The organism is Microbacterium sp. LRZ72 (assembly GCF_033792225.1).
GTDB lineage: Bacteria > Actinomycetota > Actinomycetes > Actinomycetales > Microbacteriaceae > Microbacterium.
In genome coordinates this window covers 21,187-43,618 of the sequence record NZ_JANGEX010000016.1, presented here as the reverse complement: position 1 = coordinate 43,618, position 22,432 = coordinate 21,187, and the positions used below count along the sequence as shown (strand labels likewise).

22 protein-coding genes are annotated in these 22,432 nt (G+C 70.6%); 14 read left to right on the top strand and 8 right to left on the bottom strand.

The annotated features are described in order from the left end of the window. Nucleotides 1–9: 9 nt before the first annotated feature. A complete protein-coding gene (locus M4I32_RS13495) occupies nt 10–1,242 on the bottom strand; it encodes a DUF4192 family protein (protein ID WP_319035005.1) in 1,233 nt (410 codons plus the stop codon). Nucleotides 1,243–1,362: 120 nt separating this feature from the next. On the opposite strand from M4I32_RS13495, the gene M4I32_RS13490 reads away from it, so the two are divergent. The 4 genes from M4I32_RS13490 to M4I32_RS13475 all read left to right on the top strand — a co-directional run bounded on the left by M4I32_RS13490 (nt 1,363) and on the right by M4I32_RS13475 (nt 5,322). Further along, nucleotides 1,363–1,557 carry a hypothetical protein gene (locus M4I32_RS13490; protein ID WP_319035004.1) on the top strand — a complete coding sequence of 65 codons (195 nt, stop codon included), beginning with the start codon at nt 1,363–1,365 and terminating at the stop codon, nt 1,555–1,557. Nucleotides 1,558–1,598: 41 nt separating this feature from the next. Next, complete coding sequence (cls, locus tag M4I32_RS13485; protein WP_319035003.1) at nt 1,599–3,065, top strand: cardiolipin synthase; 1,467 nt, start codon at nt 1,599–1,601, stop codon at nt 3,063–3,065. A 70-nt stretch (nt 3,066–3,135) separates the two neighbouring features. Further along, a complete protein-coding gene (locus M4I32_RS13480) occupies nt 3,136–4,008 on the top strand; it encodes a hypothetical protein (RefSeq protein WP_319035002.1) in 873 nt (290 codons plus the stop codon). Between the two features lie 231 nt (nt 4,009–4,239). Further along, nucleotides 4,240–5,322, top strand: coding sequence for an endonuclease domain-containing protein (locus M4I32_RS13475; RefSeq protein ID WP_319035001.1), 1,083 nt, complete (start codon nt 4,240–4,242; stop codon nt 5,320–5,322). Between the two features lie 51 nt (nt 5,323–5,373). Here M4I32_RS13475 and M4I32_RS13470 read toward each other — a convergent pair whose 3' ends face one another. Both M4I32_RS13470 and M4I32_RS13465 read right to left on the bottom strand, forming a co-directional pair. Further along, nucleotides 5,374–5,607, bottom strand: a complete 234-nt coding sequence (locus tag M4I32_RS13470; RefSeq protein ID WP_319035000.1) for a helix-turn-helix transcriptional regulator — start codon at nt 5,605–5,607, stop codon at nt 5,374–5,376. Continuing rightward, the gene (locus M4I32_RS13465; protein WP_319034999.1) at nt 5,604–6,227 is read right to left on the bottom strand and encodes a hypothetical protein; all 624 of its coding nucleotides are present in this window, start codon (nt 6,225–6,227) and stop codon (nt 5,604–5,606) included. Before M4I32_RS13465 ends, M4I32_RS13470 begins: the two co-directional genes overlap by 4 nt. A gap of 181 nt (nt 6,228–6,408) precedes the next feature. Here M4I32_RS13465 and M4I32_RS13460 point away from each other — a divergent pair, with 181 nt between their 5' ends. The 4 genes from M4I32_RS13460 to M4I32_RS13445 all read left to right on the top strand — a co-directional run bounded on the left by M4I32_RS13460 (nt 6,409) and on the right by M4I32_RS13445 (nt 10,834). After that, nucleotides 6,409–8,931, top strand: coding sequence for an ATP-dependent Clp protease ATP-binding subunit (locus tag M4I32_RS13460; RefSeq protein WP_319034998.1), 2,523 nt, complete (start codon nt 6,409–6,411; stop codon nt 8,929–8,931). Nucleotides 8,932–9,099: 168 nt separating this feature from the next. Further along, complete coding sequence (locus M4I32_RS13455; protein WP_319034997.1) at nt 9,100–9,606, top strand: amino-acid N-acetyltransferase; 507 nt, start codon at nt 9,100–9,102, stop codon at nt 9,604–9,606. Nucleotides 9,607–9,656: 50 nt separating this feature from the next. Continuing rightward, nucleotides 9,657–10,367: a hypothetical protein gene (locus M4I32_RS13450; RefSeq protein ID WP_319034996.1), complete on the top strand. Its 711-nt coding sequence runs from the start codon at nt 9,657–9,659 to the stop codon at nt 10,365–10,367. A gap of 47 nt (nt 10,368–10,414) precedes the next feature. Next, the gene (locus M4I32_RS13445; RefSeq protein WP_319034995.1) at nt 10,415–10,834 is read left to right on the top strand and encodes a dehydrogenase; all 420 of its coding nucleotides are present in this window, start codon (nt 10,415–10,417) and stop codon (nt 10,832–10,834) included. 19 nt (nt 10,835–10,853) lie between these two features. On the opposite strand, the gene radA is transcribed toward M4I32_RS13445, so the two are convergent. Beyond that, the gene (gene radA, locus M4I32_RS13440) at nt 10,854–12,206 is read right to left on the bottom strand and encodes a DNA repair protein RadA (protein WP_319034994.1); all 1,353 of its coding nucleotides are present in this window, start codon (nt 12,204–12,206) and stop codon (nt 10,854–10,856) included. A gap of 100 nt (nt 12,207–12,306) precedes the next feature. Between radA and M4I32_RS13435 the strand changes: the two genes are divergently transcribed. Next, the gene (locus tag M4I32_RS13435; protein ID WP_319034993.1) at nt 12,307–12,768 is read left to right on the top strand and encodes an SRPBCC domain-containing protein; all 462 of its coding nucleotides are present in this window, start codon (nt 12,307–12,309) and stop codon (nt 12,766–12,768) included. Between the two features lie 31 nt (nt 12,769–12,799). On the opposite strand, the gene M4I32_RS13430 is transcribed toward M4I32_RS13435, so the two are convergent. Together M4I32_RS13430 and M4I32_RS13425 are read right to left on the bottom strand one after the other, a co-directional pair. Then, a complete protein-coding gene (locus M4I32_RS13430) occupies nt 12,800–13,567 on the bottom strand; it encodes a GntR family transcriptional regulator (RefSeq protein ID WP_319034992.1) in 768 nt (255 codons plus the stop codon). Further along, a complete protein-coding gene (locus M4I32_RS13425; RefSeq protein WP_319034991.1) occupies nt 13,564–14,028 on the bottom strand; it encodes a PPC domain-containing DNA-binding protein in 465 nt (154 codons plus the stop codon). Before M4I32_RS13425 ends, M4I32_RS13430 begins: the two co-directional genes overlap by 4 nt. A gap of 301 nt (nt 14,029–14,329) precedes the next feature. Here M4I32_RS13425 and M4I32_RS13420 point away from each other — a divergent pair, with 301 nt between their 5' ends. Genes M4I32_RS13420 through M4I32_RS13400 form a run of 5 tightly spaced genes read left to right on the top strand, consistent with a single transcriptional unit; the run spans nt 14,330 to nt 20,685 of the window. After that, a complete protein-coding gene (locus tag M4I32_RS13420) occupies nt 14,330–15,532 on the top strand; it encodes an amidohydrolase family protein (RefSeq protein WP_319034990.1) in 1,203 nt (400 codons plus the stop codon). A gap of 20 nt (nt 15,533–15,552) precedes the next feature. Next, complete coding sequence (locus M4I32_RS13415; RefSeq protein WP_319034989.1) at nt 15,553–17,160, top strand: ABC transporter substrate-binding protein; 1,608 nt, start codon at nt 15,553–15,555, stop codon at nt 17,158–17,160. Between the two features lie 20 nt (nt 17,161–17,180). Continuing rightward, nucleotides 17,181–18,221, top strand: coding sequence for an ABC transporter permease (locus tag M4I32_RS13410; RefSeq protein ID WP_319034988.1), 1,041 nt, complete (start codon nt 17,181–17,183; stop codon nt 18,219–18,221). Then, a complete protein-coding gene (locus tag M4I32_RS13405; protein WP_319034987.1) occupies nt 18,218–19,015 on the top strand; it encodes an ABC transporter permease in 798 nt (265 codons plus the stop codon). The genes M4I32_RS13410 and M4I32_RS13405 overlap by 4 nt, the downstream gene beginning before the upstream one ends. Beyond that, nucleotides 19,012–20,685: an ABC transporter ATP-binding protein gene (locus M4I32_RS13400; RefSeq protein ID WP_319034986.1), complete on the top strand. Its 1,674-nt coding sequence runs from the start codon at nt 19,012–19,014 to the stop codon at nt 20,683–20,685. The genes M4I32_RS13405 and M4I32_RS13400 overlap by 4 nt, the downstream gene beginning before the upstream one ends. Before the next feature lies 1 nt (nt 20,686). On the opposite strand, the gene M4I32_RS13395 is transcribed toward M4I32_RS13400, so the two are convergent. Then, a complete protein-coding gene (locus M4I32_RS13395) occupies nt 20,687–21,463 on the bottom strand; it encodes a hypothetical protein (RefSeq protein WP_319034985.1) in 777 nt (258 codons plus the stop codon). Then, nucleotides 21,460–22,419 (bottom strand): L-lactate dehydrogenase, encoded by a 960-nt coding sequence (locus tag M4I32_RS13390; protein WP_319034984.1) that lies wholly within the window; start codon nt 22,417–22,419, stop codon nt 21,460–21,462. Before M4I32_RS13390 ends, M4I32_RS13395 begins: the two co-directional genes overlap by 4 nt. Nucleotides 22,420–22,432: the final 13 nt, after the last annotated feature.

Genomic DNA, 22,432 nt, shown 5'->3' with positions numbered 1-22,432 from the left:
GACGGCGCTTCAGCGGCGGTCGAAGACCCAAGCCGGCAGGTGGCCGGCGCCCACCATCGTCATCACGATGCGCGCCAGCCCGTGCTCCGGCTCGATCTTCATCGCCTCCTCGGCATACCATGCCGCATGCGTCGACAGACCCACCGCCCAGCTCAGCCACGCGGCCGACGCGAGCGGCCCGGGGCGGTGGGGGCGCGGGGCGATCGCGGCCAGCATCCGCGCCAGCTGCAGACCCGCGTGTAGACGCTCCGGCGAGGGTGCCGGACCGTCGCCCCACATCATCTCGGCGACGTCTTCGGGGTATTCCTCGCCGCTCTCCCAGCGCAGCTGCGCCTGCGCGGCGCGGTCGGCCGTGTCGATGTCGGCGCCGATCAGCACGAGCGCGATATCGCGCAGCGCGGGGCGCGACAGGCACCAGATCAGCGCCGCCGCCTCGAACGGCTCCAGTTCTTGGGGGCACGACGCTGCGCCATGCCCCCCGCCCCGCCGCAGCACGTCCTCGAACAGCATCGGCACATCATCGAGCACCGCGGCTGCCGCGAGGGCCCGCGGATCCAGGCGCGCGGCATCGTCGGTCCCGTCCTCGGCCGCGTCGTCTTCGGCCGGCTCGCCGCCGGCCGGCCGGTCAGGGAGAGCTGCCTCGGCGCCATCGCCCCGCTCCGTCCGCCCGCCCCAGAGCAGTCGGGTCACCCGATCCAGCGCTCGCAGCGCGATCCCGACCCTCTCGCGTTCGGCCAGGTCGCGCGGCGGTAGGCAGGCGCCGGTGTGGTGATCGCCCCGCGGCGCGGGCAGAGGGATGTCGCCCTCCCGGCCCGCCAGCAGGGCGAGGTCCCGTCCTGCACGCGGTGTCGTGGGGTCCAGGTACGAGCCCCACGCGTCGCCGGCGACGCACAGGGCGTCCACGAGGCGCAGGCCGCAGGCGTCGGCCCGCACGTCGAGAGCGTCGACGATCTGCCTGCCGGCGACGGCATCCGATGCGCGGTCGCGGTAGGCGGCGTCCGTGTAGACCACGACGGCGATGCCGTCGACACGGTCCACGCGGCACGCCATGCCGATCGCCGTGGCGGCGGCGCGCTCGGCCTCCGGGCCGGCGAAGGCGGCGATGTCGAAGCGCATGACGCCGGCCGTGCGGGTGCCGCGGAACAGCACGAGCGCGACGCTGTCGGTCGGCCGGTAGCCGGCGAGGGAGGGGACGAGGGCGAGGAAGTCCGCGGCATCCGCGGCGGTGATGACCGTCTGCATGCACTCAAGGCTGAGCCGCGGCCGGATGCGGCCGGACGGGAAAGGTCCGATCCGGGGGCGTGGCTCGAGAAAGAGCACCTGGGGAGGGCGGGTCACAGCGAGCACGGGTATCCTGGGAACGTGGACGAGAACTGGATGGCGGTGGCCTGGGCGCTGCTGCCGACGATCGCGGTGTCGGTCGTGTTCTTCTTCGTCCTGCGCAGCATCCTGCGCATGGATCGCACCGAGCGTCGCGTCTACGCCCAGATCGAGGCGGAGCAGCGCCGAAAGCGCGGGCTTCCCCCCGCGCCGGACCAGGTCCCCGCGCCGCACTGACGCCGCCGCTACGCTGAACATGAATCAGCGGAGGGAAGTGCGTGCTCGTCCTCGACATCGACATCACATGGCCGGTGCTCGCGCTCTTGGTCTTCGACCTCGCGATCCGCGTCTGGGCGATCATCGTCATCCCACGAAACCGGCGCCCGACGTCGGCCACGGCGTGGCTGCTCGCCATCTACTTCATCCCGATCATCGGGCTGCTGCTGTTCTTCCTGATCGGCAACCCCAAGCTCCCGCGGCATCGCCGCCGCGAGCAGGATCGCATCAACGAATTCATCCAGGAACGCACCGAGGACCTGGACTTCGGCACGCTGCGGCCGAACGCCCCCGTGTGGTTCACGAACCTGGTGCGCATGAACAGCAACCTCGGGGCGATGCCGATCGCCGGTGACAACGCCGCCCACCTCATCGCGAACTACGAGGAGAGCCTCGACACGATGGCCGAAGCCATCCGCGGGGCCCGGGAGTACGTGCATGTCGAGTTCTACATCCTGCAGACGGATGCCGCGACCGACAACTTCTTCCGCGCGATGGAGGAGGCCTGCGCGCGAGGCGTGACGGTGCGGGTACTGCTGGATCACTGGGCCAATCGCGGAAAGCCCTTCTACAAGAAGACGTTGCGGCGCCTGGATGCGATGGGCGCCGCGTGGAAGCTGATGCTGCCCGTGCAGCCGCTCAAGGGCAAGTGGCAGCGCCCCGATCTGCGCAACCACCGCAAGCTGCTCGTCGTGGACGGCACGGTCGCGTTCATGGGTTCGCAGAACCTCACCGACTCGACCTACAACCTCAAGAAGAACATCCGCCGCGGGCTGCACTGGGTCGACCTGATGGTGCGCCTCGACGGGCCGATCGTGCCGAGCGTGAACGCCGTGTTCCTCACCGACTGGTACGCCGAGACGGGCGAGGCGCTGACCGCCGAGTTCGACCTGGAGGATTTGCGCGCCGGTCCCGGCGATCTCGACGCGCAGATCGTTCCCTCGGGTCCGGGATTCGACGCCGAGAACAACCTCAAGCTCTTCCTGGGGCTGATGCACGCTGCCGAACGCAAGATCGTGATCGTCAGTCCCTACTTCGTGCCCGACGAGTCGCTGCTCCTGGCCGTCACGAGCGCCTGCCACCGGGGGCTCGACGTCGAGCTGTTCGTCTCGGAGGAGGGCGATCAGGCGATGGTGTATCACGCCCAGCGCAGCTACTACGAGGCGCTGCTCAAGGCGGGCGTGACGATCTGGATGTACCGCCGGCCGTTCATCCTGCACTCGAAGTGCCTGACGATCGACGACGAGGTCGCGGTCATCGGGTCGAGCAACATGGACATGCGCTCCTTCGGTCTGAACATGGAGATCTCGCTGCTCGTGCGCGGGAGCGAATTCGTCTCCGAGATGCGCGAGGTCGAGGACCGGTACCGGTCGCTGTCGCGTCGCCTGACCCTCGAGGAGTGGAGTCAGCAGCCGTTGCGCTCCACGGTGCTCGACAACCTCGCGCGGCTCACCTCGGCCCTGCAGTAGGCGGCACTCCGCCCGGATCGTTATCGGGACGTCATCTTCGGGCCGGCCGTTCGGGGTGAGGATGGGATGAGTGGATGCTCAGGGCCCGACATCCGGCATCCACGAGGGAATGCGAACCACCCCCAACCGGGTGAAGACCCCCGTGCGGCGCCGGTCAACGGCGATCGGCGCCGCGCGCGGGATGCCGGCGACAAGGGCTGCGGGGTCCGCACGGGAGGAACCGATGGACAGACGGCGGGCGGCGGCAACCGCAGGCGGTCTGATGCTCATCGCCGCGCTCGCGGGGTGCGCATCCGCCCCGGGCGGCGAACCGACCGAGTCGCGCTCAGCGCCCAGTGAGACGGCCGAGATCGAGGCCGACGCGGCCTGGCTCGACGAGGGCCGCATGATCGGCCTGGTCACGTGGGGCAGCTCGACCTGCGTTCCCGGAGTCGAGCAGACGACCGTGCTCGATGACGGCACCCTCGTGGTGGAGCTCGCCGAGCCGCCGGCCGACGAACCGTGCACGGCCGACTACGCGCCGCGGATCACGCTGGTGGACGTGCCCGAGGGCGTGGATCCCGCGCTCGACCTCGCCATCGAGGTGACCGGGGGCGGCATCGACGGTGAGATCTCGCTCGACGGCGTGCCCGGGCTCGACCCGTCGGGGATGACGGAGTACCTCCCGAGCGCGGGGTGGGCCGATGAGGACGGCGTCTTCGTGCTGCTCACGTGGGGGTCGTCGACGTGCATCCCGGTGATCTCTTCGGTGGTGGCGACGGGGCCCGCCGAGGTGACGGTGACCTTCGAGACGCCGCCCGAGGACCAGATCTGCACGATGGACGTGGTCCCGCGTCCCGAGCTCGTGAGCGTCGAGGGACTCGAAGAGCGCGGAGGCGTCACCGCGGTGCTCGTCGGCGACGAGTTCGACGGCACCCGCATCCCCGTCTACGGCGCGAACTGACGCGGCGGCACGGCGGTCAGCACCACCCGCTCCGCTGCGCTCCCGCCTCGCGCCGCTGCCCTTGTCGCTAGCCTTGTCGCTTCCCGTCCTCCCTTCATCCGGCGCACTTTGCGGGTGCGTACGCCGCCGACCCGCAATTTGCGTCGGATGAACGACGCCGCTGCCGACCTGGCCGGGGCGGGCTGTGGATAATCCGCGGGGCTTTCGCCCGCGCGGGGAGAGACTGCGGGGGTGCAGCGCAGCGAGCTTCCCGGCCACCTGGGCCGCGCCTTCTCGGTCGCCGGCGCCCGTGAGGCCGGTGTCCCGCCGTCGCGGCTGCGGGCCCGCGACCTCGACAGGCCCTTCTTCGGTGTGCGGGCCGCCTCGGGGGAACGTGCGGGTCGGGTCGAGGAGCGGGTGTGTGAACGCGCTCGCCAGTACGCGGTCCGCATGCCGGCCGGGGTGTTCTTCACGCACCTGACGGCGGCTGTGTTGTGGGGCGTGCCGCTGCCGCACGCGATGATCACGGACGTGCTCGACGTCGGGGTGTTCTCGCCCGGCCGGGGGCCGCGCGGTCGCGGGGTGCGCGGTCACGAGGTGTCGCCGGCGCTCGCGTCAGCGACGACCCACGCGCAGTACAGCCTGCCGGTGGCGAGCCCCGCGACGACGTGGGCGATGCTCGGCGCGGAGCTCCCGCATCCGTACGACCTCGTCGCGGCCGGCGATCACCTGATCCGCGTGCCCCGCATGCCCGGCGGGTACCAGAGGCCGCAGCGGCCGGCGTACGCGAGAATCGAGCAGCTCGCCGCAGCGGTTGCGGCGGGCCGGCGCCCCGGCATCCGGGCTCTGCGCGCCGCGCTGCCGCGGCTGCGGACGGGAGCGGCATCGCGTCGCGAGACGTGGCTGCGTCTGAGCCTGGTGGATGCGGGGCTGCCCGAGCCCGTGCTCGACCACGATGTGCTCGACGAGCTCGGTCGATTCGTCGCCTGCGTCGACCTCGCGTATCCCGAGCTCAAGATCGCGATCGAGTACGACGGCGAGCATCACCGCACCGACGCCAGGCAGTGGGCCGCCGACATCGACCGCCTGGACCGGCTGGCCGAGGAGGGATGGCGCGTGGTGCGCGCCACCAACAGGCACATTTTCGCCATGCCGGGCGTCGTGGTGCAGCGGGTACGCACGGCGCGGGAGGTGCGGGCGCGCTCTGAGCGGCGTTTCATCCGACGCAGATTGCGGGTGCGGATGCATCCGACCCGCGAGGTGCGCCGGATGAAGGAACGAGGGCGGGCGGAGGCCCCGTCATCCGTCACAAGATGCGGGTGCGGATGCCGCTGACCCGCAAAGTGCGTCGGATGAAGCAGCGTTCCCCGGAGCGGGACGCGACGGTCAGTCGGCGACGACGAGCAGGTCGCCGACCTCGCATTCGAGCGCCCGGCAGATCGCCGACAGCGTCGAGTAGCGGATCGCGCGGGCCCGGTCGTTCTTGAGCACGGACAGGTTGACCATCGACACCCCGACGAGCTCGGACAGTCGTGTCAGCGTCATGCCGCGTTCGGCGAGCAGCTCGTCGAGACGGCAGTGGATGCCGGAGGGCCCGTCATCCGCCGCGCCCGGGCTCACACGAGCCCCTCTGTCTCGCGCTGCAGCCGTTCCCCGACGGTGAACACCGTCGATGCGAGCGCGGCGACGAAGGCGAGTGCGAGCAGAGTGCCGAGGTCGATGGTCATCACCACGCTGTCGAAGGTGCTGTCCGACACCGCCGCGAACGCTCCGTTCGCCGCCATGTTGCCGAAGAAGGGGTACGCGGCGGCGCCGACCAGGGCCGTGATCCCCGCCGTGGTCACGAGCGCCGTGTTCATGCGGGTGAACACGCTGTCGCGCAGAACGCCGCGGGCCAGCAGCAGCAGGCACGCCACCACGATGAGCACGGCCACGGCCATCAGCACCTGCTGAATGACGATCGCGCCGACGGACACCGCCGGCAGGTCCGGAACGGAAAGAACGGCGCTGTCGAGAGCGACGTCCACCTCGGCGCCGTTCACTCCGATCGGTGCCGCAGCGGGAGTGTCGACGAACTCGGCGAGGACGTCGACCGGCTCCTCGGAGAGCACCTCGACGATGCGTCCGATCGCGGCGACCACCGCCCACACGGCCAAGGCGGCTCCGGCCGCCATCATCGCGATCAGCGCGACGCGGTCGCCGGTCGAGAGCGTGCGCCGGTTCTGTTTCGTCGATGGCATCCACTGACCTCCATATCGATAGTCGTTGTTATCGAAAAACGATAGGCCGCCTCGATCGCGTCGTCAAGCTCGGGCGAACGTCACGCCCACGGCGAACACGGGCACACAGCATCCATCGGCTGGCTAACCTCGATGTAATGCGCCAGGAGTGGCGCCACGGCCAACGCCGAGGAGTCAAGAGATGTTCGAGAGATTCACCGACCGTGCCCGTCGTGTGGTGGTACTCGCCCAAGAAGAGGCGAAGATGCTCAACCACAACTACATCGGCACCGAGCACATCCTGCTCGGGCTGATCCACGAGGGCGAGGGGGTCGCAGCCAAGGCGCTCGAGTCCCTCGGCATCTCGCTCGATGCCGTGCGCGAGCAGGTGCAGGACATCATCGGCCAGGGTCAGCAGCAGCCCACCGGCCACATCCCCTTCACCCCGCGCGCCAAGAAGGTGCTCGAGCTGTCGCTGCGCGAGGCGCTGCAGCTGGGCCACAACTACATCGGCACCGAGCACATCCTGCTCGGACTCATCCGCGAGGGCGAGGGTGTCGCCGCCCAGGTGCTGGTCAAGCTCGGCGCCGACCTGAACAAGGTGCGCCAGCAGGTGATCCAACTGCTGAGCGGATACCAGGGCAAGGAGCCGGCCGCCGTGAGCGGTGCCGCCCACGAGGGCCAGCAGGCGCCGCAGGGCGGCTCGGCCGTGCTCGACCAGTTCGGCCGCAACCTCACGCAGGCCGCGCGCGACAACAAGCTCGACCCGGTGATCGGGCGCGAGAAGGAGATCGAGCGGGTCATGCAGATCCTCTCGCGCCGTTCGAAGAACAACCCGGTGCTGATCGGCGAGCCCGGCGTCGGCAAGACCGCCGTCGTCGAAGGTCTCGCGCTGTCGATCGTGAAGGGCGACGTGCCCGAGACGCTGAAGGAGAAGCAGGTCTACTCCCTCGACCTCGGCTCTCTCATCGCGGGGTCCCGCTATCGCGGCGACTTCGAGGAGCGCCTGAAGAAGGTCACGAAGGAGATCCGCACGCGCGGCGACATCATCGTGTTCATTGACGAGATCCACACCCTCGTGGGTGCGGGTGCCGCCGAGGGTGCGATCGACGCGGCATCCATCCTCAAGCCGCTGCTCGCCCGGGGCGAGTTGCAGACGATCGGCGCCACGACGCTGGACGAGTACCGCAAGCACTTCGAGAAGGATGCCGCGCTCGAGCGTCGCTTCCAGCCGATCCAGGTTGCGGAGCCGAGCCTGCCCCACGCGATCAACATCCTCAAGGGTCTGCGGGACCGGTACGAGGCGCACCACAAGGTGCAGATCACCGACGGCGCGATCGTCGCCGCCGCGAACCTCGCCGACCGCTACGTCGCCGACCGCTTCCTGCCCGACAAGGCGATCGACCTGATCGACGAGGCCGGTGCCCGTCTGCGCCTGTCGATCCTGTCGAGCCCGCCCGAGCTGCGCGAGTTCGACGAGAAGATCGCGAACGTGCGCGAGCAGAAGGAAGAGGCCTCGGAGGAGCAGGACTTCGAGAAGGCCGCCAACCTGCGCGACGAGGAGAAGTCCCTGCTCGCCGAGCGGCTGCGGCTCGAGAAGCAGTGGCGCGCCGGAAACGTCGCCACGCACGCCGTCGTCGACGAGGGCCTGATCGCCGAGGTGCTCGCACAGGCCACCGGCATCCCCGTCTTCAAGCTGACCGAGGAGGAGACCAGCCGCCTCGTCTTCATGGAGAAGGCGCTGCACGAGCGGGTCATCGGACAGGAAGAGGCGATCTCGGCCCTGGCGAAGACCATCCGGCGTCAGCGCGCCGGGCTGAAGGACCCCAAGCGTCCCTCGGGCTCGTTCATCTTCGCCGGCCCCACGGGCGTCGGAAAGACGGAGATGGCCAAGGCGCTCGCCGAGTTCCTCTTCGACGACGAGGCCGCGCTGATCTCGCTCGACATGTCGGAGTTCGGTGAGAAGCACACCGTCTCGCGTCTGTTCGGTGCCCCTCCGGGCTTCGTCGGCTTCGAAGAGGGTGGCCAGCTCACCGAGAAGGTGCGGCGCAAGCCGTTCTCCGTGGTGCTCTTCGACGAGATCGAGAAGGCACACCCGGACATCTTCAACTCGCTGCTGCAGATCCTGGAAGAAGGTCGCCTGACCGACGGTCAGGGTCGGCTCATCGACTTCAAGAACACGGTCATCATCATGACGACCAACCTCGGCTCGTCGGCCATCGCCGGCGGCCCGGTGGGGTTCCAGGTCGAGGGCGACTCGCAGACCAGCTACGACCGCATGAAGGGCAAGGTCGACGAAGAGCTCAAGCGGCACTTCAAGCCCGAGTTCCTCAACCGTCTCGACGACGTGATCGTGTTCCCGCAGCTGACGAAGGACGAGCTGGTGCAGATCGTGGATCTGTTCACCAAGCGCCTCGCCGACCGGCTGCTCGACCGCGACATGACGATCGAGCTGTCGCAGGCGGCCAAGGAGCGGCTGATCGAGATCGGCTTCGACCCGGCCCTCGGTGCCCGGCCCCTGCGCCGCGCGATGCAGCACGAGGTCGAGGACCGGCTGAGCGAGAAGATCCTGCACGGGGAGCTGAACCCCGGCGACCACGTGAAGGTGCACGCCGAGAACGGCGAGTTCCAGATCGAGACCGCCCCGCGCGGCGACAAGGTCGCCGTGGGTGTTGGGACCGCGGGCGAGATCGCCGCGACGCCCGACATCGCCGCGGCCGACTGACGCGGCGGCCTGCGCCGACGACGACGCGAAACAACGAAGAGCGGATGCTGCGGCATCCGCTCTTCGTCGTCCCGCCGTAGATGTCCCACCTTTTCATCCCTCCGGCGCCGGGAAGGCTGAAAAGGTGGGACATGCTCGGGGGAGAGGGCCGCGCAATAGGCTGGGCGGATGGCAGAGTTCACGGTGCGGGCGGCGCGGACGCCCGACATCCGCGGCATCCAGCAGATCCTCGAGCCGTTCGTGCAGAGGCGCATCCTGCTCGGGAAAGACCTCGTGGTGCTGTACGAGTCGGTGCAGCAGTTCGTCGTGGCCGAAGACGACACCGGACGCCTCGTCGGATGCGGCGCGCTGCACGTCATGTGGGAGGACCTCGGTGAGGTGCGCACCCTCATCGTCGCCGACGACTGGCTGCGCCGCGGGGTGGGCCACGCCATCGTCGACCGCCTCGAGCAGGACGCCCGCAAGCTCGGCCTGGCCCGCCTGTTCTGCCTGACTTTCGAGGTCGAGTTCTTCCGTCGCCGCGGCTTCGAGCCGATCGGCGAGCAGATCGTGCCGCCCGACGTGTACTCGCAGCTGCTGCGCAGCCCTGACGAGGGCGTCGCCGAGTTCCTGGACCTCGCGCACGTGAAGCCGAACACGCTGGGTAACACGCGGATGCTGAAACCTCTCGTCTGAGAGCGCGTGGCCTGCGGGGCGGGTGAAGACGCCCGACGTACCCTGGAGCCATGAGCTCGGAGCCCCGGCGCCGTCGTCGCCACTCGCCCGCGGTGTACCGCCGCCGCAGGCTCGCGCTCGTTCTCGCCGTCATCGCGGTCGCGCTGCTCGTATGGCTGCTGATCGCGCAGCCCTGGAGCGGTCAGGCTTCCTCCGGCTCGTCGCCGCAGCCATCGGCGACTCCGTCGCCGACCGTCACGGCCTCCGAGGCGCCCACGGGCGCGCAGGTCGAGGACGAGCCCACGGGCAATCCCGGCGACGCCGTTCCCGAGGTGTCGGACGAACCGACGGCGCAGGCCGAGGACGAGCTCCAGATCGCGGCATGTTCGGCGGCCGAAGTGTCGGTCGAGGCGGTCACCGACAAAGAGAGCTACGCCGCGGGGGAGCAGCCGCAGCTGAAGATCCGGCTGACGAACGACAGCGCGGCGCCGTGCACGATGAACGTCGGCACGACCCAGCAGTCCTTCACGGTCACGAGCGGCAGCGACACCTGGTGGCGCTCGACGGATTGTCAGGCCGAACCCAGCGACCTGACGGTCACGCTGGATGCCGGCCAGGAGGTCGAGAGCGCCGAGCCCGTCGTCTGGGACCGCACGCGATCGTCGGTCGGCACCTGCGACGGCGATCGCCCGCAGGCGCCCGGCGGTGGGGCCTCGTATCACGTGGACGTGTCGATCGGCGGGATCGAGTCGACGACGTCGCAGCAGATCTTCCTCTACTGATCTCGCCAGCCGGCGGGGTCGGATGCGGCCGCGGCTAGCCTGGGGGGATGGCTGCGGCATCCAGGAAGAAGAAGAGCACCAAGGGCACCGGCGGACTGACCTTCCGCTCCGAGGCGCTGGCGGAGGCTCTGGCGAAGCAGGACATGGCGGCCGTCGCCCTCGCGCTGCGCAACGGCAACACTGTCGTGCCGCTGATGAAGCCGGCGGCGAAGGACAACCCGCTCGACACCGGTGAGGTGTGGACCTTCCGTGACCCCGCGACCGGTGACGTGGCCCTGCTGCTGTTCAGCGACGCGACGAACAAGCCGGCGAACCTGCCCCCCGCCGTCGGCCTGCAGTCGCCCGGCTGGCTGCTGGCCTTCCTGCGCACCCACCGCGACACCATCACGACCGTCTTTCTGGACATCGCCGGTCCCCACCCGATGCAGGCCGCGCCCGACGACCTGATCGGTGCACTCGCGGACTGAGCGAGACCGCCCCGGAGACCTACCCCGCAGGGTCGCCGCGCAGACCCCTGACCCCGGCGGTACGCAGCGTCTGCAGCAGGTCGCCCGCGGAGGAATCGAGGAGCGCTCGGTAGCCCAGGCGCCCGGCCTCGGCGCGGCGTCGCGGGCCGTCGGGCACCGGGCGCACCTCGCCCGACAGGCTCAGCTCGCCGAATGCGGCCATGCGCGCCGGGAGGGCGCCGTCGGTCGCGGCGCTGGCGATGGCGAGCGCGATCGCCAGGTCGGCCGCGGGCTCGGCGAGTCGCACCCCGCCCACGGTCGAGACATAGACGTCGCGGTCGGCCAGCCGCAGCCCCGCGCGTCGCTCGAGCACGGCGAGGATCATCGCCACGCGAGAGGTCTCGACGCCGTTGACGACGCGGCGGGGGTTGGGTGTCGAGGAGGGGATGACGAGCGCCTGCACCTCGACCGGCAGGGCGCGGCGCCCCTCGATCGAGACCGTGATGCACGTGCCGCTGACCGGCTCGCCCGTGCCGATGAACAGCCTGCTCGGGTCGGGCACCTCGGCGATTCCGTCGCCGGTCATCTCGAAGCAGCCGACCTCGTCGGTGGGGCCGAACCGGTTCTTCAGCGAGCGGATGAACCGGAGCGCCGTCTGCCGGTCGCCCTCGAAGTGGCAGACCACGTCGACGATGTGCTCCAGCAGCCGAGGGCCGGCGATCGAGCCGTCTTTGGTGACGTGCCCGACGATGATCACGGGCAGGTCGCGTTCCTTCGCGATGCGGATGAGCGTCGCGGCGACCTCGCGCACCTGACTCGGATGCCCGGCGAGTCCGTCGCTCAACGACGATGACACGGTCTGCACCGAGTCGACGATCAGCAGTGCCGGCTCGACGGCATCGACCTGACCGATCAGCGTCGCGAGATCGGTCTCGTTCGCCAGGAACAGCTCATCGTGCAGGGCGCCGGTGCGCTCGGCCCGCAGCCGCACCTGCGATGTCGACTCCTCGGCGCTGACATAGAGCACGCGGCGGCCGGCCTGGGCCGACCTGGCCGCGACCTCGAGCAGCAGGGTCGATTTGCCGACACCGGGCTCCCCCGAGAGCAGGATGGAGGCACCCGGCACGATGCCGCCGCCCAGCACCCGGTCGAACTCGCCGACACCGCTCGCCCGGCGCGGGGAGTCGGTCGTCGTGAACTGCGTGATGGGGCGCGCGGTGCGATCGTTCGCGGGCGCGACGGCCGAGAATCCACGCAGCACGCCGGTGCGCGCACCGGCCTCGACGACGGTCCCCCACTGCTGGCATTCGCCGCATCGCCCCGCCCACTTGGCCGCCGTCCAGCCGCACTCGGTGCAGGTGTAGGCGGCGGGGGCGGCGCGTCGGGTGACCATACGTCGAGGGTAAGCGGCACCGGCGACACAGGGTCGCCGCCGCGCGTGGAGCACGGCGAGCGGGGTGTCGGCGAGCGCCCTCGCCGGTTAGCGTGGGGTGATGGCGCGAACCGACGAAGCCTCTCTGCTGATCCCCGCCTCGGCGGTGCGCGTGTATCGTGCCCTGGTCACCGCCGACGCCGTCCCGCATTGGCTGCCGCCGGAGGGCATGACCGCCCGCGTCGAGCAGTTCGAGCCGAAGGCCGGGGGCGCATACCGCGTCGTGCTCACGCACGCCGACGCCACCGGCGACCCCGGCAAGACGACGGCGGACTCCGACGTCGTCGAGGGACGCTTCATCGAAGTGGTGCCCGGCGTGCGAGTCGTGCAGGAGGTGGGCTTCGCCACTGACGACTCAGCGCTCGCGGGCACGATGACGATGACGTGGGAGCTCAGCGCGGAGGGGATGAGCACGCGCGCGCTCGTGCGCGCCGAGAACGTGCCGGATGGCATCCGGGCCGACGACCACGTCGCCGCCCTCGAGACATCCCTCGCTCAACTCGCCGAGTACGTCCGCCGCTGAGCGCGCCGGCGCCGGCGCCGGCACCGTCGCCTCAGGCCGTGCTCCACGGCGGTCGCACGGTGCGCACGAGCGAGTACGACACCACGTCGGGCGCGTGGTATTCGACGCTGTGCAGCAGGCGCCGCCCGCTGGCGCCGATGCCGATCAGCTCGAGCGTCATGACGGGGCTTCCCGCCGGGCGTTCGAACAGGCCCGCCATCTCGTCGTCGAGCACGGCAACACCGGGCGTCGTGACCTCCCACACGACGGGTTCGCCCCACACTCGCGAGATCACCGTGAAGATCGACTCGTTCGGGTCGAACGGCGTGGGGCCGTCGACGGGAACGACGTCGTCGGCGATCATGGCGACCTGCTCGTCGGCCCACCATCTCTTGCGCACGCTCACCGAGGGCGTGTCGGTCGGCAGCTCCATCACCGCCGCCGCCGCGGCCGGCAGGGGGCCGGTGCGCGAGGCCAGCACGTCGACCTGCGAGCGGAATCCCATGCGATCGAGCAGCTCCGCATGCTCGTACTGCTCTTCCAGCCGCACGCTCATCCGCAGCGCGATCGGGTCGACCGTCGTCACGGCGCCCTGCCGTCGGCGCACGATGCCGTGCGACTCCAGATCGGACATCGCGTTTCGCAGCTGCTGACGCGTGCAGTCGATGCGCGTCGTGAGCTCGAGCTCGCCCGGCATCGGCGACCGGGTCTGCGCCGCCTCGCGCACCAGCCGCAGCAGTTCGTGGTGCACGCGCCGCTGCGTCTCGTCGGCGACGTCGGGCTCGTGCCGCGGGCGGGGGAGCGGGGCGTAGCCGGTCATCGTGCATCCTCGAAGCTCAGTGCGGGGATGCCGTGGGTGGCCTCGGACGCACGCCGCGTCAGGCGCGGCGTGAGGATCTCGTCGAGCACGACCTCCACGACGTAGTGGGTGACGGCGTGCAGCAGGTGGCCCGCGGTCGCCCGCGCGCCGTCCGCCTTCTCGCCGAGGGCCACGTGGACGTGCACGGTGTACTGGCCCGCGTCGTCGGAGGACACCGTGCCCGAGCCGATGCCCTCGGTATAGCGCACCTCGATCTCGTCGGCGAGCGGAGCCTCGGGGTCGTCGATCGGCTCGTGGGTGGCGATGAGCCGCGCCGACCGCAGCGCGCCGCTCAGCACGACGATCGCCGCCTGCGCCACGCCGCGCTCGCGGCAGGCCGCCGCGATGGCGGTGAGCACCTCGTCGCCCGGCTCGAGTGCCAGCACGAGACGGCGGCCGCTGGTGACCTCGGTGAGGTGCATGCTGTCCTTTCCGGCCGGCGGTCCGGCTTGTCGACAAGACCGGTGCCGTGGATGCCGCCGTCTGTCGTTCTGTCCGGCATCCCGAAGCGCCGCTGCCCCGGATCGGAGCGCACTGTCGAGGCTCTGAGTCAACCGTGCCGCTGTTTCCCGCTTGTTAACTTTTCGGCGCGAACAGATCACTTGTCGATGGGTGCCCTCGGCGGGCGGGTATTCTGAGGGTACCGGAGGCGCGCGGATGCGGGTCTCCGGTTCCATTTGCCCCGCCCCGGTCCTGGCCCGTGGGCAGCGACCGAGGAGTGACATGTCGGCAGAGAAGCGACTGGAGGGCGTGGCCGTCTGGGATGGCGACGCCTACCGGGGCGTCGGGTCGATCACCTGGTCGGACGGCCGCCTCACGGCGCTCGACGCGAAGGAACGGGATGAGTCCCCCGAGTACTCGGTGATCCCCGGTCTCGTCGACACGCACGTGCACTTCGACAGCTATGCCGGCTCCGGGTCGGTCGACTGGGCGACGTGGCCGCTGATCACGCCTGCCCCCGAGCGCTCGCTGCACGTGGTCGCACACGCTCGCAAGGCCGCGGCCGCCGGCGTGACCACACTGCGCGATCTCTCGGGTTCCGAGGTGCAGCTCGCGGCTGCGCGCGCCCTGGACGCGGAGCTGATCCCCGGACCCCGCATCCGCGTGCACGGCGCCGTCGGGATGACGGCCGGCCACGGCGACCTCTTCACGCCGCCCCACTACCCGCATCGCGGGCCCGTGGCGGACTCTCCCGACGAATGCCGCAAGCTCGTGCGCCAGTGGGCCAGAGCCGGCGTCGACGGCATCAAGATCTTCACCAGCGGCGGAGTGCTCTCGGTCGGCGACAAGGTCGGCTGGCGCAACCAGACGCGCGAGGAGATCGCCGCGACGGTCGACGAGGCCCACGCCCTCGGGTTCCTCGTCGCCGCCCACACGCACACGGCGGAGGGCGTCGACATCGCGCTCGACTTCGGCGTCGACTCGATCGAGCACGGCACCGGCATCGAGGAGCGGCACTGGGAGCGGATGCTGGAGCGCAACATCCCCGTCGCGCCCACGCTGCTGATCAACGACGCGATCGCCGAACGGCGCATCCCCGTCAGCGACGAGGCGCAGGCCAAGGGCCGCGCGGTCGTGGACGAGCGCGACGCGAACTTCGCCTCGGCCAGCGCCGCCGGCATCCGCTTCGTTCTCGGCACCGACGCCAACGGGATCTTCGTGACCTTCGGGGAGCAGCTCGACGAGCTGCGGCTGATGCGCCACGCGTTCTCGTGGAGCTCGGAGCGCACTCTGCGCTCGGGCACCTCCGACGCCGCCGACGCGATCCGGATGGGCGACACCGTGGGCCGGCTCACGGCCGGCCTCGCCGCCGACTTCGTGGTCGTGAAGGGCCGTCCGTGGGAGGACATCGACCAGCTGACCACCGAGAACATCGTCGCCGTCGTCGCACGCGGCGTCGTCGTCTCCGGCGCCCTGCCGGAATGACCACCACCCGAGGAGATCACATGCGTAGCACCCCCCGCCGCAGACTGCGGTATCTGGCCGCGCCCGCGGGCGCGCTGGCCGTCATCACCGCTCTGGCGGGATGCTCGGCGGGCGACACCGCCGACGGCCCCAGCGAAGACGTACCGCAGGACGTCACCTTCGCCCTCAAAGAGGACCCCGTATGCCTCGACCCCCAGCAGTCGTCGGTCACGACGTCGCTGAACGTCGGCCGTCAGCTCGTCGACTCGCTGCTGGACCAGGACCCCGCCACCGGCGAGATCGTGCCGTGGCTCGCCTCCGAGTTCTCCAGCAACGACGACCTCACCGCCTACACCTTCACGCTTGAAGAGGGCGTCACCTTCAGCGACGACACCGAGCTGACGGCGGATGTCGTCGCCGCCAACCTCGATGCGATCGCCGAGATGGGTGCGTCCGCGTCGCTCGCGAGCGCGTACATCGAGGGGTATACGGGCACCGACGTGGTCAGCGACACGGAGTTCACCGTCAACTTCTCGGCGCCGAACGTGCAGTTCCTGCAGGGCGCGACGACCATGTCGCTCGGCATCGTCTCGGCCGACACCGCCGCCGCCACCCCCGAGGACCGCTGCCAGGCGCTCGTCGGCACGGGCCCGTTCGTGCTCGAGTCCTACGTGCCCAACGACTCGGTCGAGATCGTCGCGCGCGAGGGCTATGACTGGGCCTCCGGCCTGCGCGGCCACGAGGGCGACGCCTACCTCGAGTCGGTCACCTTCCCCATCATCGAGGAGGCGAGCGTGCGCACCGGCGGGCTCTCGTCGGGCGAGTTCGACATCATCCAGGACCTGCCCTACGTCGACGAGGCCCGCTTCGACACCGACGAGTACCACCTCTACGCCGCGGCGAACCCGGGGGTGCCCAACGCGCTCATCGCGAACACGACACAGGGCGTCGTGGCCGAGGAGGCCGTGCGTCAGGCCATCATGAAGGGTCTCGACCTCGAGCAGATCAACGTCATCGCCGGCTCGGCCAGCGGCCAGGCGCCGACGAGCGTGCTGACGTCGTCGACCCCCGGCTACACCAGCCAGGAGGACATCATCGCCTATGACCCCGAGGGGGCCGTCGAGCTGCTCGAGGACGCCGGCTGGGAGCTCGGCGACGACGGCATCCGCACGCGCGACGGTGAGACGCTCACGGCCACGGTGACCGCGTTCTATGCACAGGACGTGCTGGAGGCAGCTCAGATCCAGCTGCGCGAGATCGGCGTGGACCTGCAGCTGAACATGGTCGCGGCCGGTGACTTCTTCGGCGCCATCGCGAGCGGCGACTACGAGTTGCTCGGTGCGGGACTGACCCGCACCGACCCCGACGTGCTGCGCGTGCTGCTGTCCGACGATTCCCCCTCGCGGTGGGGCATCGTCGACGACGCGGAGCTCGAGGCGCTGCTGGTGGAGCAGGCGCGCACCGCCGATCCCGAGGCGAGGCAGCAGATCGTCGACGAGATCCAGCAGCACGTCGCCGAGAGCGCGTACGTCATCCCCACGCTCGAGACCGTGCAGCTGCACGCCTCGCGCGCCGGGGTCGAGGGGCTCACGTTCGACTCGGCGTCGCGCGTGCACCTCTACGACACGCGCGTGACGGCCGCCGGCTAGCCGACATCGGAGCACAGCGCGTGGCATCAGCGGTTTCCCCTCCCTCGAGGGCGAGGACGATCTTCTCGTTCGTCTACCCGAAGGTCCTGCAGGCACTGTTCGTGGTGTGGGCGACCTATACGGTCACGTTCCTGCTGATCCACGCGCTTCCCGGTGATCCCGTCCTCGCGGCCCTCGCGATCAAGGGCGGGGACGCCACCACCACCGACCCGGAGCTCCTCGAGGAGCTCCGGGTGCGGTACGGCCTCGACGGGCCCCTGTGGTGGCAGTACGTCTCGCACTTCCTGGCGCTGTTCCGCGGCGACCTCGGCGTCTCGATCGCGACCGGACAGCCGGTCTCGGAGATGATCGCGCGGGCGCTGCCGCACACCGCCGCGGTCGCCGTGCTGGCCTTGATCCTCGGATTCGTCGGCGCCCTGGTCTTCACGGTCGTGGCCTATCTGGCCCGACCGCGCTGGGTGCGTGACACGGTCATGCAGATCCCGCCCCTCGGCATCGCGATCCCGGCGTTCCTCAGCGGTCTCGTGCTCATCAGCGTCTTCGCGTTCGGACTCGGCTGGTTCCCGGCATCCGGCACCAGCGGTTTCGCCAGCGTGGTGCTGCCGGCCGTGACGCTCGCGCTGCTGACCGGCGCGATCTTCTTCCAGGTCTTCTCGGCGGCCGTATTCGACGCCGGCGGCAGTGGGTTCGTCTTCACCGCGAACGCCAAGGGCCTGTCGCAGGCGCGCGTGCTGAGCCACCACGTGCTGCGCAACGCCCTGCTGCCGGCCGTGACGATCATCGGCCTGCAGGTCGGGTACCTGGCCGGCGGCACGGCCGTGGTCGAGACGGTCTTCTCGCGCGACGGCATCGGGCGCCTCACCGTCGATGCCGTGCTCACGCGAGACATCAACGTCATCACCGGCGTCGCGATCGTCGTGGCCGTCGTGTACGCGCTCACCACCCTCGTCGTCGACGCCCTCTACGGCATCATCGATCCCCGCACCCGCACCCGGCTGGCCTCGGCCCAGCGCGTGCGGGGCGCCTCGTCGACGCCCACCCTTCCGGAGGTTCCCCGATGAGCCTGCTCAAGCGCCCGGCGACGCTGCTCGCGCTGGTCGTGCTGCTGCTCACCGCGGTGGCCGTCGTCGCGCCCGCCCTGCTCGCGCCCTACGACCCCTACGACTCGGTCGGCAGCGCACGGCTCGCGCCCCCGAGCGCGGAGCACCTGTTCGGCACCGACCACCTGGCGCGCGACGTCTTCTCCCGCGTGATCTACGGGGCCCGGCTGTCGATCCTGGCGGCCGGCCTCGCGGTCGTCGCGGGCGTCACCGTGGGCGCTGTCACGGGCTTGATCACCGGCTACGCCGGTGGGCGGGTGGACTTCTTCCTCATGCGGTTCGTCGACGTGCTCATTGCCATCCCCGGCATCCTGCTCGCCCTCATCGTGGTCGCCTCGCTCGGGTTCGGACCCGTGGCCGTGGCGCTCGGCGTGGGGCTGGGCACCGCCGGAGCGTTCGCGCGCGTGATGCGGGCGCAGGTGCTGCGCGTGCGCAGCGAGGAGTACATCGAGGCGGCCGCGACCCTCGGCGTGCGCGCGCCGACGATCCTCGCCCGCCACGTGCTGCCCAACGCCGCCCGCCCCGTGATCGCGATGGCCTCCCTCGAACTGGCGATCGCGATCCTCGCCGTCTCGGCCCTGAGCTTTCTCGGCTTCGGCGCACAGCCGCCCGCGCCCGAGTGGGGCTCGCTCGTCTCGGAGGGGCGCGACTTCGTGGCGACCGCTCCCTGGCTGAGCCTGCTGCCCGGCGCGGTCATCCTCGTGGTGGTGCTCGCCGTCAACGGCGTCGCCCGACAGATCGGTGGTGACAAGTGAGCGCCGCACTCCTGTCGGTCCGTGACCTGAGGATCGACTACGGCACCCGCCGGCGGGGCACGCCGGCCGTCCGGGGCGTCGGCTTCGACGTCGCCGGCGGCGAGATCCTCGCCGTCGTGGGGGAGTCGGGCTCGGGCAAGAGCACGCTGGCGCGCGCGCTCGTACGGCTGCTTCCCGACGAGGCGCACGTCCGCGCGGGGTCCGTCGAGTTCGACGGCCTCGACATGCTCTCGCTGCCGACGCGGCGCATGCGCAGCGTGCGGGGCGACCGCATCGGCTTCGTGCCGCAGGACCCGTCGAACAGCCTCAACCCGCTCCTGCGGGTCGGCGAGCAGATCGCCGAGGTGCTGCGCCGTCACATGCCGATGGACCGCTCGCGCGCCGACGAGCGGGCCGTGCAGATCCTCGCCGAAGTCGGCATCCCCGACCCCGAACGGCGCGCTCGCCAGTATCCGCACGAGCTGTCGGGCGGTCTTCGCCAGCGCGTGCTCATCGGCATCGCCTGGGCGTGCGAGCCCGAGCTCGTGATCGCCGATGAGCCCACCAGCGCGCTCGACGCGACCGTGCAGCGACACGTGCTCGACCGCATCCAGCAGCTGGCCCGCACGCACGGCACCGCCGTCGTGCTGGTCACGCACGACCTGGCCGTCGCCGCCGATCGCGCGGACCGCATCGTCGTCATGCAGGCCGGCGTCGTCGTCGAGAGCGGAGCCGCGCGCGAAGTGCTGGATCAGCCCACGCACGAGTACACCCGCAAGCTGGTGGATGCCGCGCCCGGGCTGAACAGCCGGCGTCTGACGCCGCGCGCCGGCCAGGGCGCGGGCGCGGGACTGTTCGCCCGCACCGCACCCCGTGCGGGAGCGACTGACGGTGCCGACGGGAGTGACCCCCGCGCGCCGTTCCTCCAGGCCGAGGGGCTCGTGAAGACCTTCGGCGGGGGCGCTGCCCCGGCCGTCGACGGAGTGGGGTTCCAGATCGCGCGAGGCACCACGTTCTCGATCGTGGGCGAGTCCGGCTCGGGCAAGAGCACGACCGCGCGCATGGTGGCACGAATCATCGAGGCTGACAGTGGCAGCATCCGATTCGACGGCGACGACATCACCGCGTGGCGGGGAGAGAAGCTGCGCCAGCTGCGTCGACGGATGCAGGTGGTCTATCAGAACCCGTTCGGGTCCCTCGATCCGCGCATGAGCGTGCGGGCGATCGTGGGCGAGCCGCTGCGCGCCTTCGGTATCGGCGACCGGGGTTCGCGTCGCGAGCTGACGCGCGAGCTGGTGGAGCACGTCAAGCTCGCGCCCGAGATGCTCGATCGCCGGCCCGCGCAGCTGTCGGGTGGACAGCGTCAGCGCGTCGCGATCGCGCGGGCCCTCGCCCTGCGGCCCGAGTTCATGGTGCTCGACGAGCCTGTCTCGGCCCTCGACGTGTCGGTGCAGGAGCAGATCCTGCAGCTGCTGGTCGACCTGCAGGCGGAGTTCTCGCTGACCTACCTGTTCATCTCGCACGACCTCGGCGTCATCCGCCAGGTCTCCGACGCGGTGGCCGTGATGAAGGACGGGCGCATCCTCGAACAGGCCGACGCCGACAGCATCCTGTCATCGCCCGCTCATCCGTACACCAAGGAGCTGGTCGGCGCGATCGCCGGCGGACGGGGCGCGGCCGGGATCCGCTGACCTAGACCGGGTGGATCGGACCCGCCGTGAACACGGCGTCGAAGCCGGCGAGGGTTCGCCGGCGCTCCTCGAGCCGTCGCACCATGTCGCGCTGGGCCGCCTCGACGAACGCGGGATCGAGCCGCCGCTGCTCCGGGTGCGCGGTGCCGTTGTTCTCGGCGATGTAGGCGTCGAGCTCGGGGCCCGAGGTCCACGAGACGACCAGGGCGTAGCGCGGAGCCGGGCCCGGGTGCCAGACGGCGTGCCAGAAGCGCTGCGTGTCGACGACGATCCGTGAGCCGGCGGAGAGGGGCAGGCGCACCTCGCTGCCGGCATCGAGTCGGTCCTCCCGCAGGATCAGCACCGAGTCGGGGTCGTCGGTGAGGTTGAGGTATCCGCGCACGACCCACCCGGTGCCCGGCGGGTTGAGGCGGTTGTTGTCGTCCTGATGCAGGTTGTAGAGGGCGTCGACGTAGGAGTTGGACTGCAGTTCGACCACGCGGCACCGGCCGATGTTCGCGCCCGGCTCCTGAGCGAGGCGGGCGAGGGTCGGGGCCCTCTCGACCTGCTCGGTCACCCACACCCCGTCCTTGTCGGTGCGGGGCGGCGTGTGGTTCCAGAACCCGTTGCAGTCGAGATCTCCCGAGTAGCTCGCGAGCGGTGCGAACCGGGTGACGCCCGCCGATCGCCAGCCGGTGTATTCCAGATCGAGCCATTCCGCGGCATCCGGCAACGCGCCGATCGGGTCGAGGAGGACGTACCCGGTCTCTTCGAGGGCCTGGGAGGTGAGGTAGGTCATGGTCGGCTCCGCAGGGTGTCCGACACCGTGCGCAGCGCGTCGGCCGAGGCGTGCAGCTGCGCCCACTCCTTCTCGGAGAAGGTGGTGCCGTGGATGGGGAAGGCGCCGCGGGCGTTCACGACCGACGGCACCGAGAGGGCGACGCCGTCGAGGCCGTGGAAGTCGCGAAGCACGGTCGACACGGGCAGCACGGCGTGCTCATCGCGCAGGATCGCCTCGACGATGCGCGCGCTCGAGAGCCCGATCGCGTAATTGGTGGCGCCCTTGCCGCGGATGACGGTGTAGGCGGCGTCGCGCACGTCGGTCGCGATGCCGTCGAGCTCGTCGGCGCTCATGCGGGGACGCCCGCCCGCTTCCCAGTCCAGGATCGGCACGGTGCCGATCGTCGCCGTCGACCACAGCGGGAACTCGGTGTCGCCGTGCTCGCCCACGATGTAGGCGTGCACGCTCGAGGTCGATACGCCGGCTCGGTCGCCGAGCTTCCAGCGCAGCCGGGACGTGTCGAGCACGGTGCCCGAGGCGAAGATGCGCTCGGGTGGCAGCCCCGTGGCCTCCTGGGCGAGCACGGTGAGCACGTCGCAGGGGTTCGTGACGATCACGTAGATCGCGTCGGGCGCGACCTCGAGCAGCCGGGGCATCATCGAGGTCAGGATGCCGGCGTTCACGCCCGCCAGATCGGTGCGGGTCTGCCCGGGGTTCTGCTTGGCGCCCGCGGTGATGACGACGACGTGCGAGCCTTCGACCACCGAGATGTCGCTGCCGCCGGTGATGTCGCTCGAGCCCGTGAACTGGGTGCCGTGAGCGAGGTCGAGCACCTCGGCATCCACCTTCTCGGTGGCGATGTCGTAGAGCGCGACGTGGCGCGCGGAGCCGCGGATGAGGGCCGCATAGGCGGTGCTGGCGCCGACGCTGCCGGCGCCGACGACCGTCAGCTTGGAGTTCTCGATCACGGTCATGCGATCAGTCTTC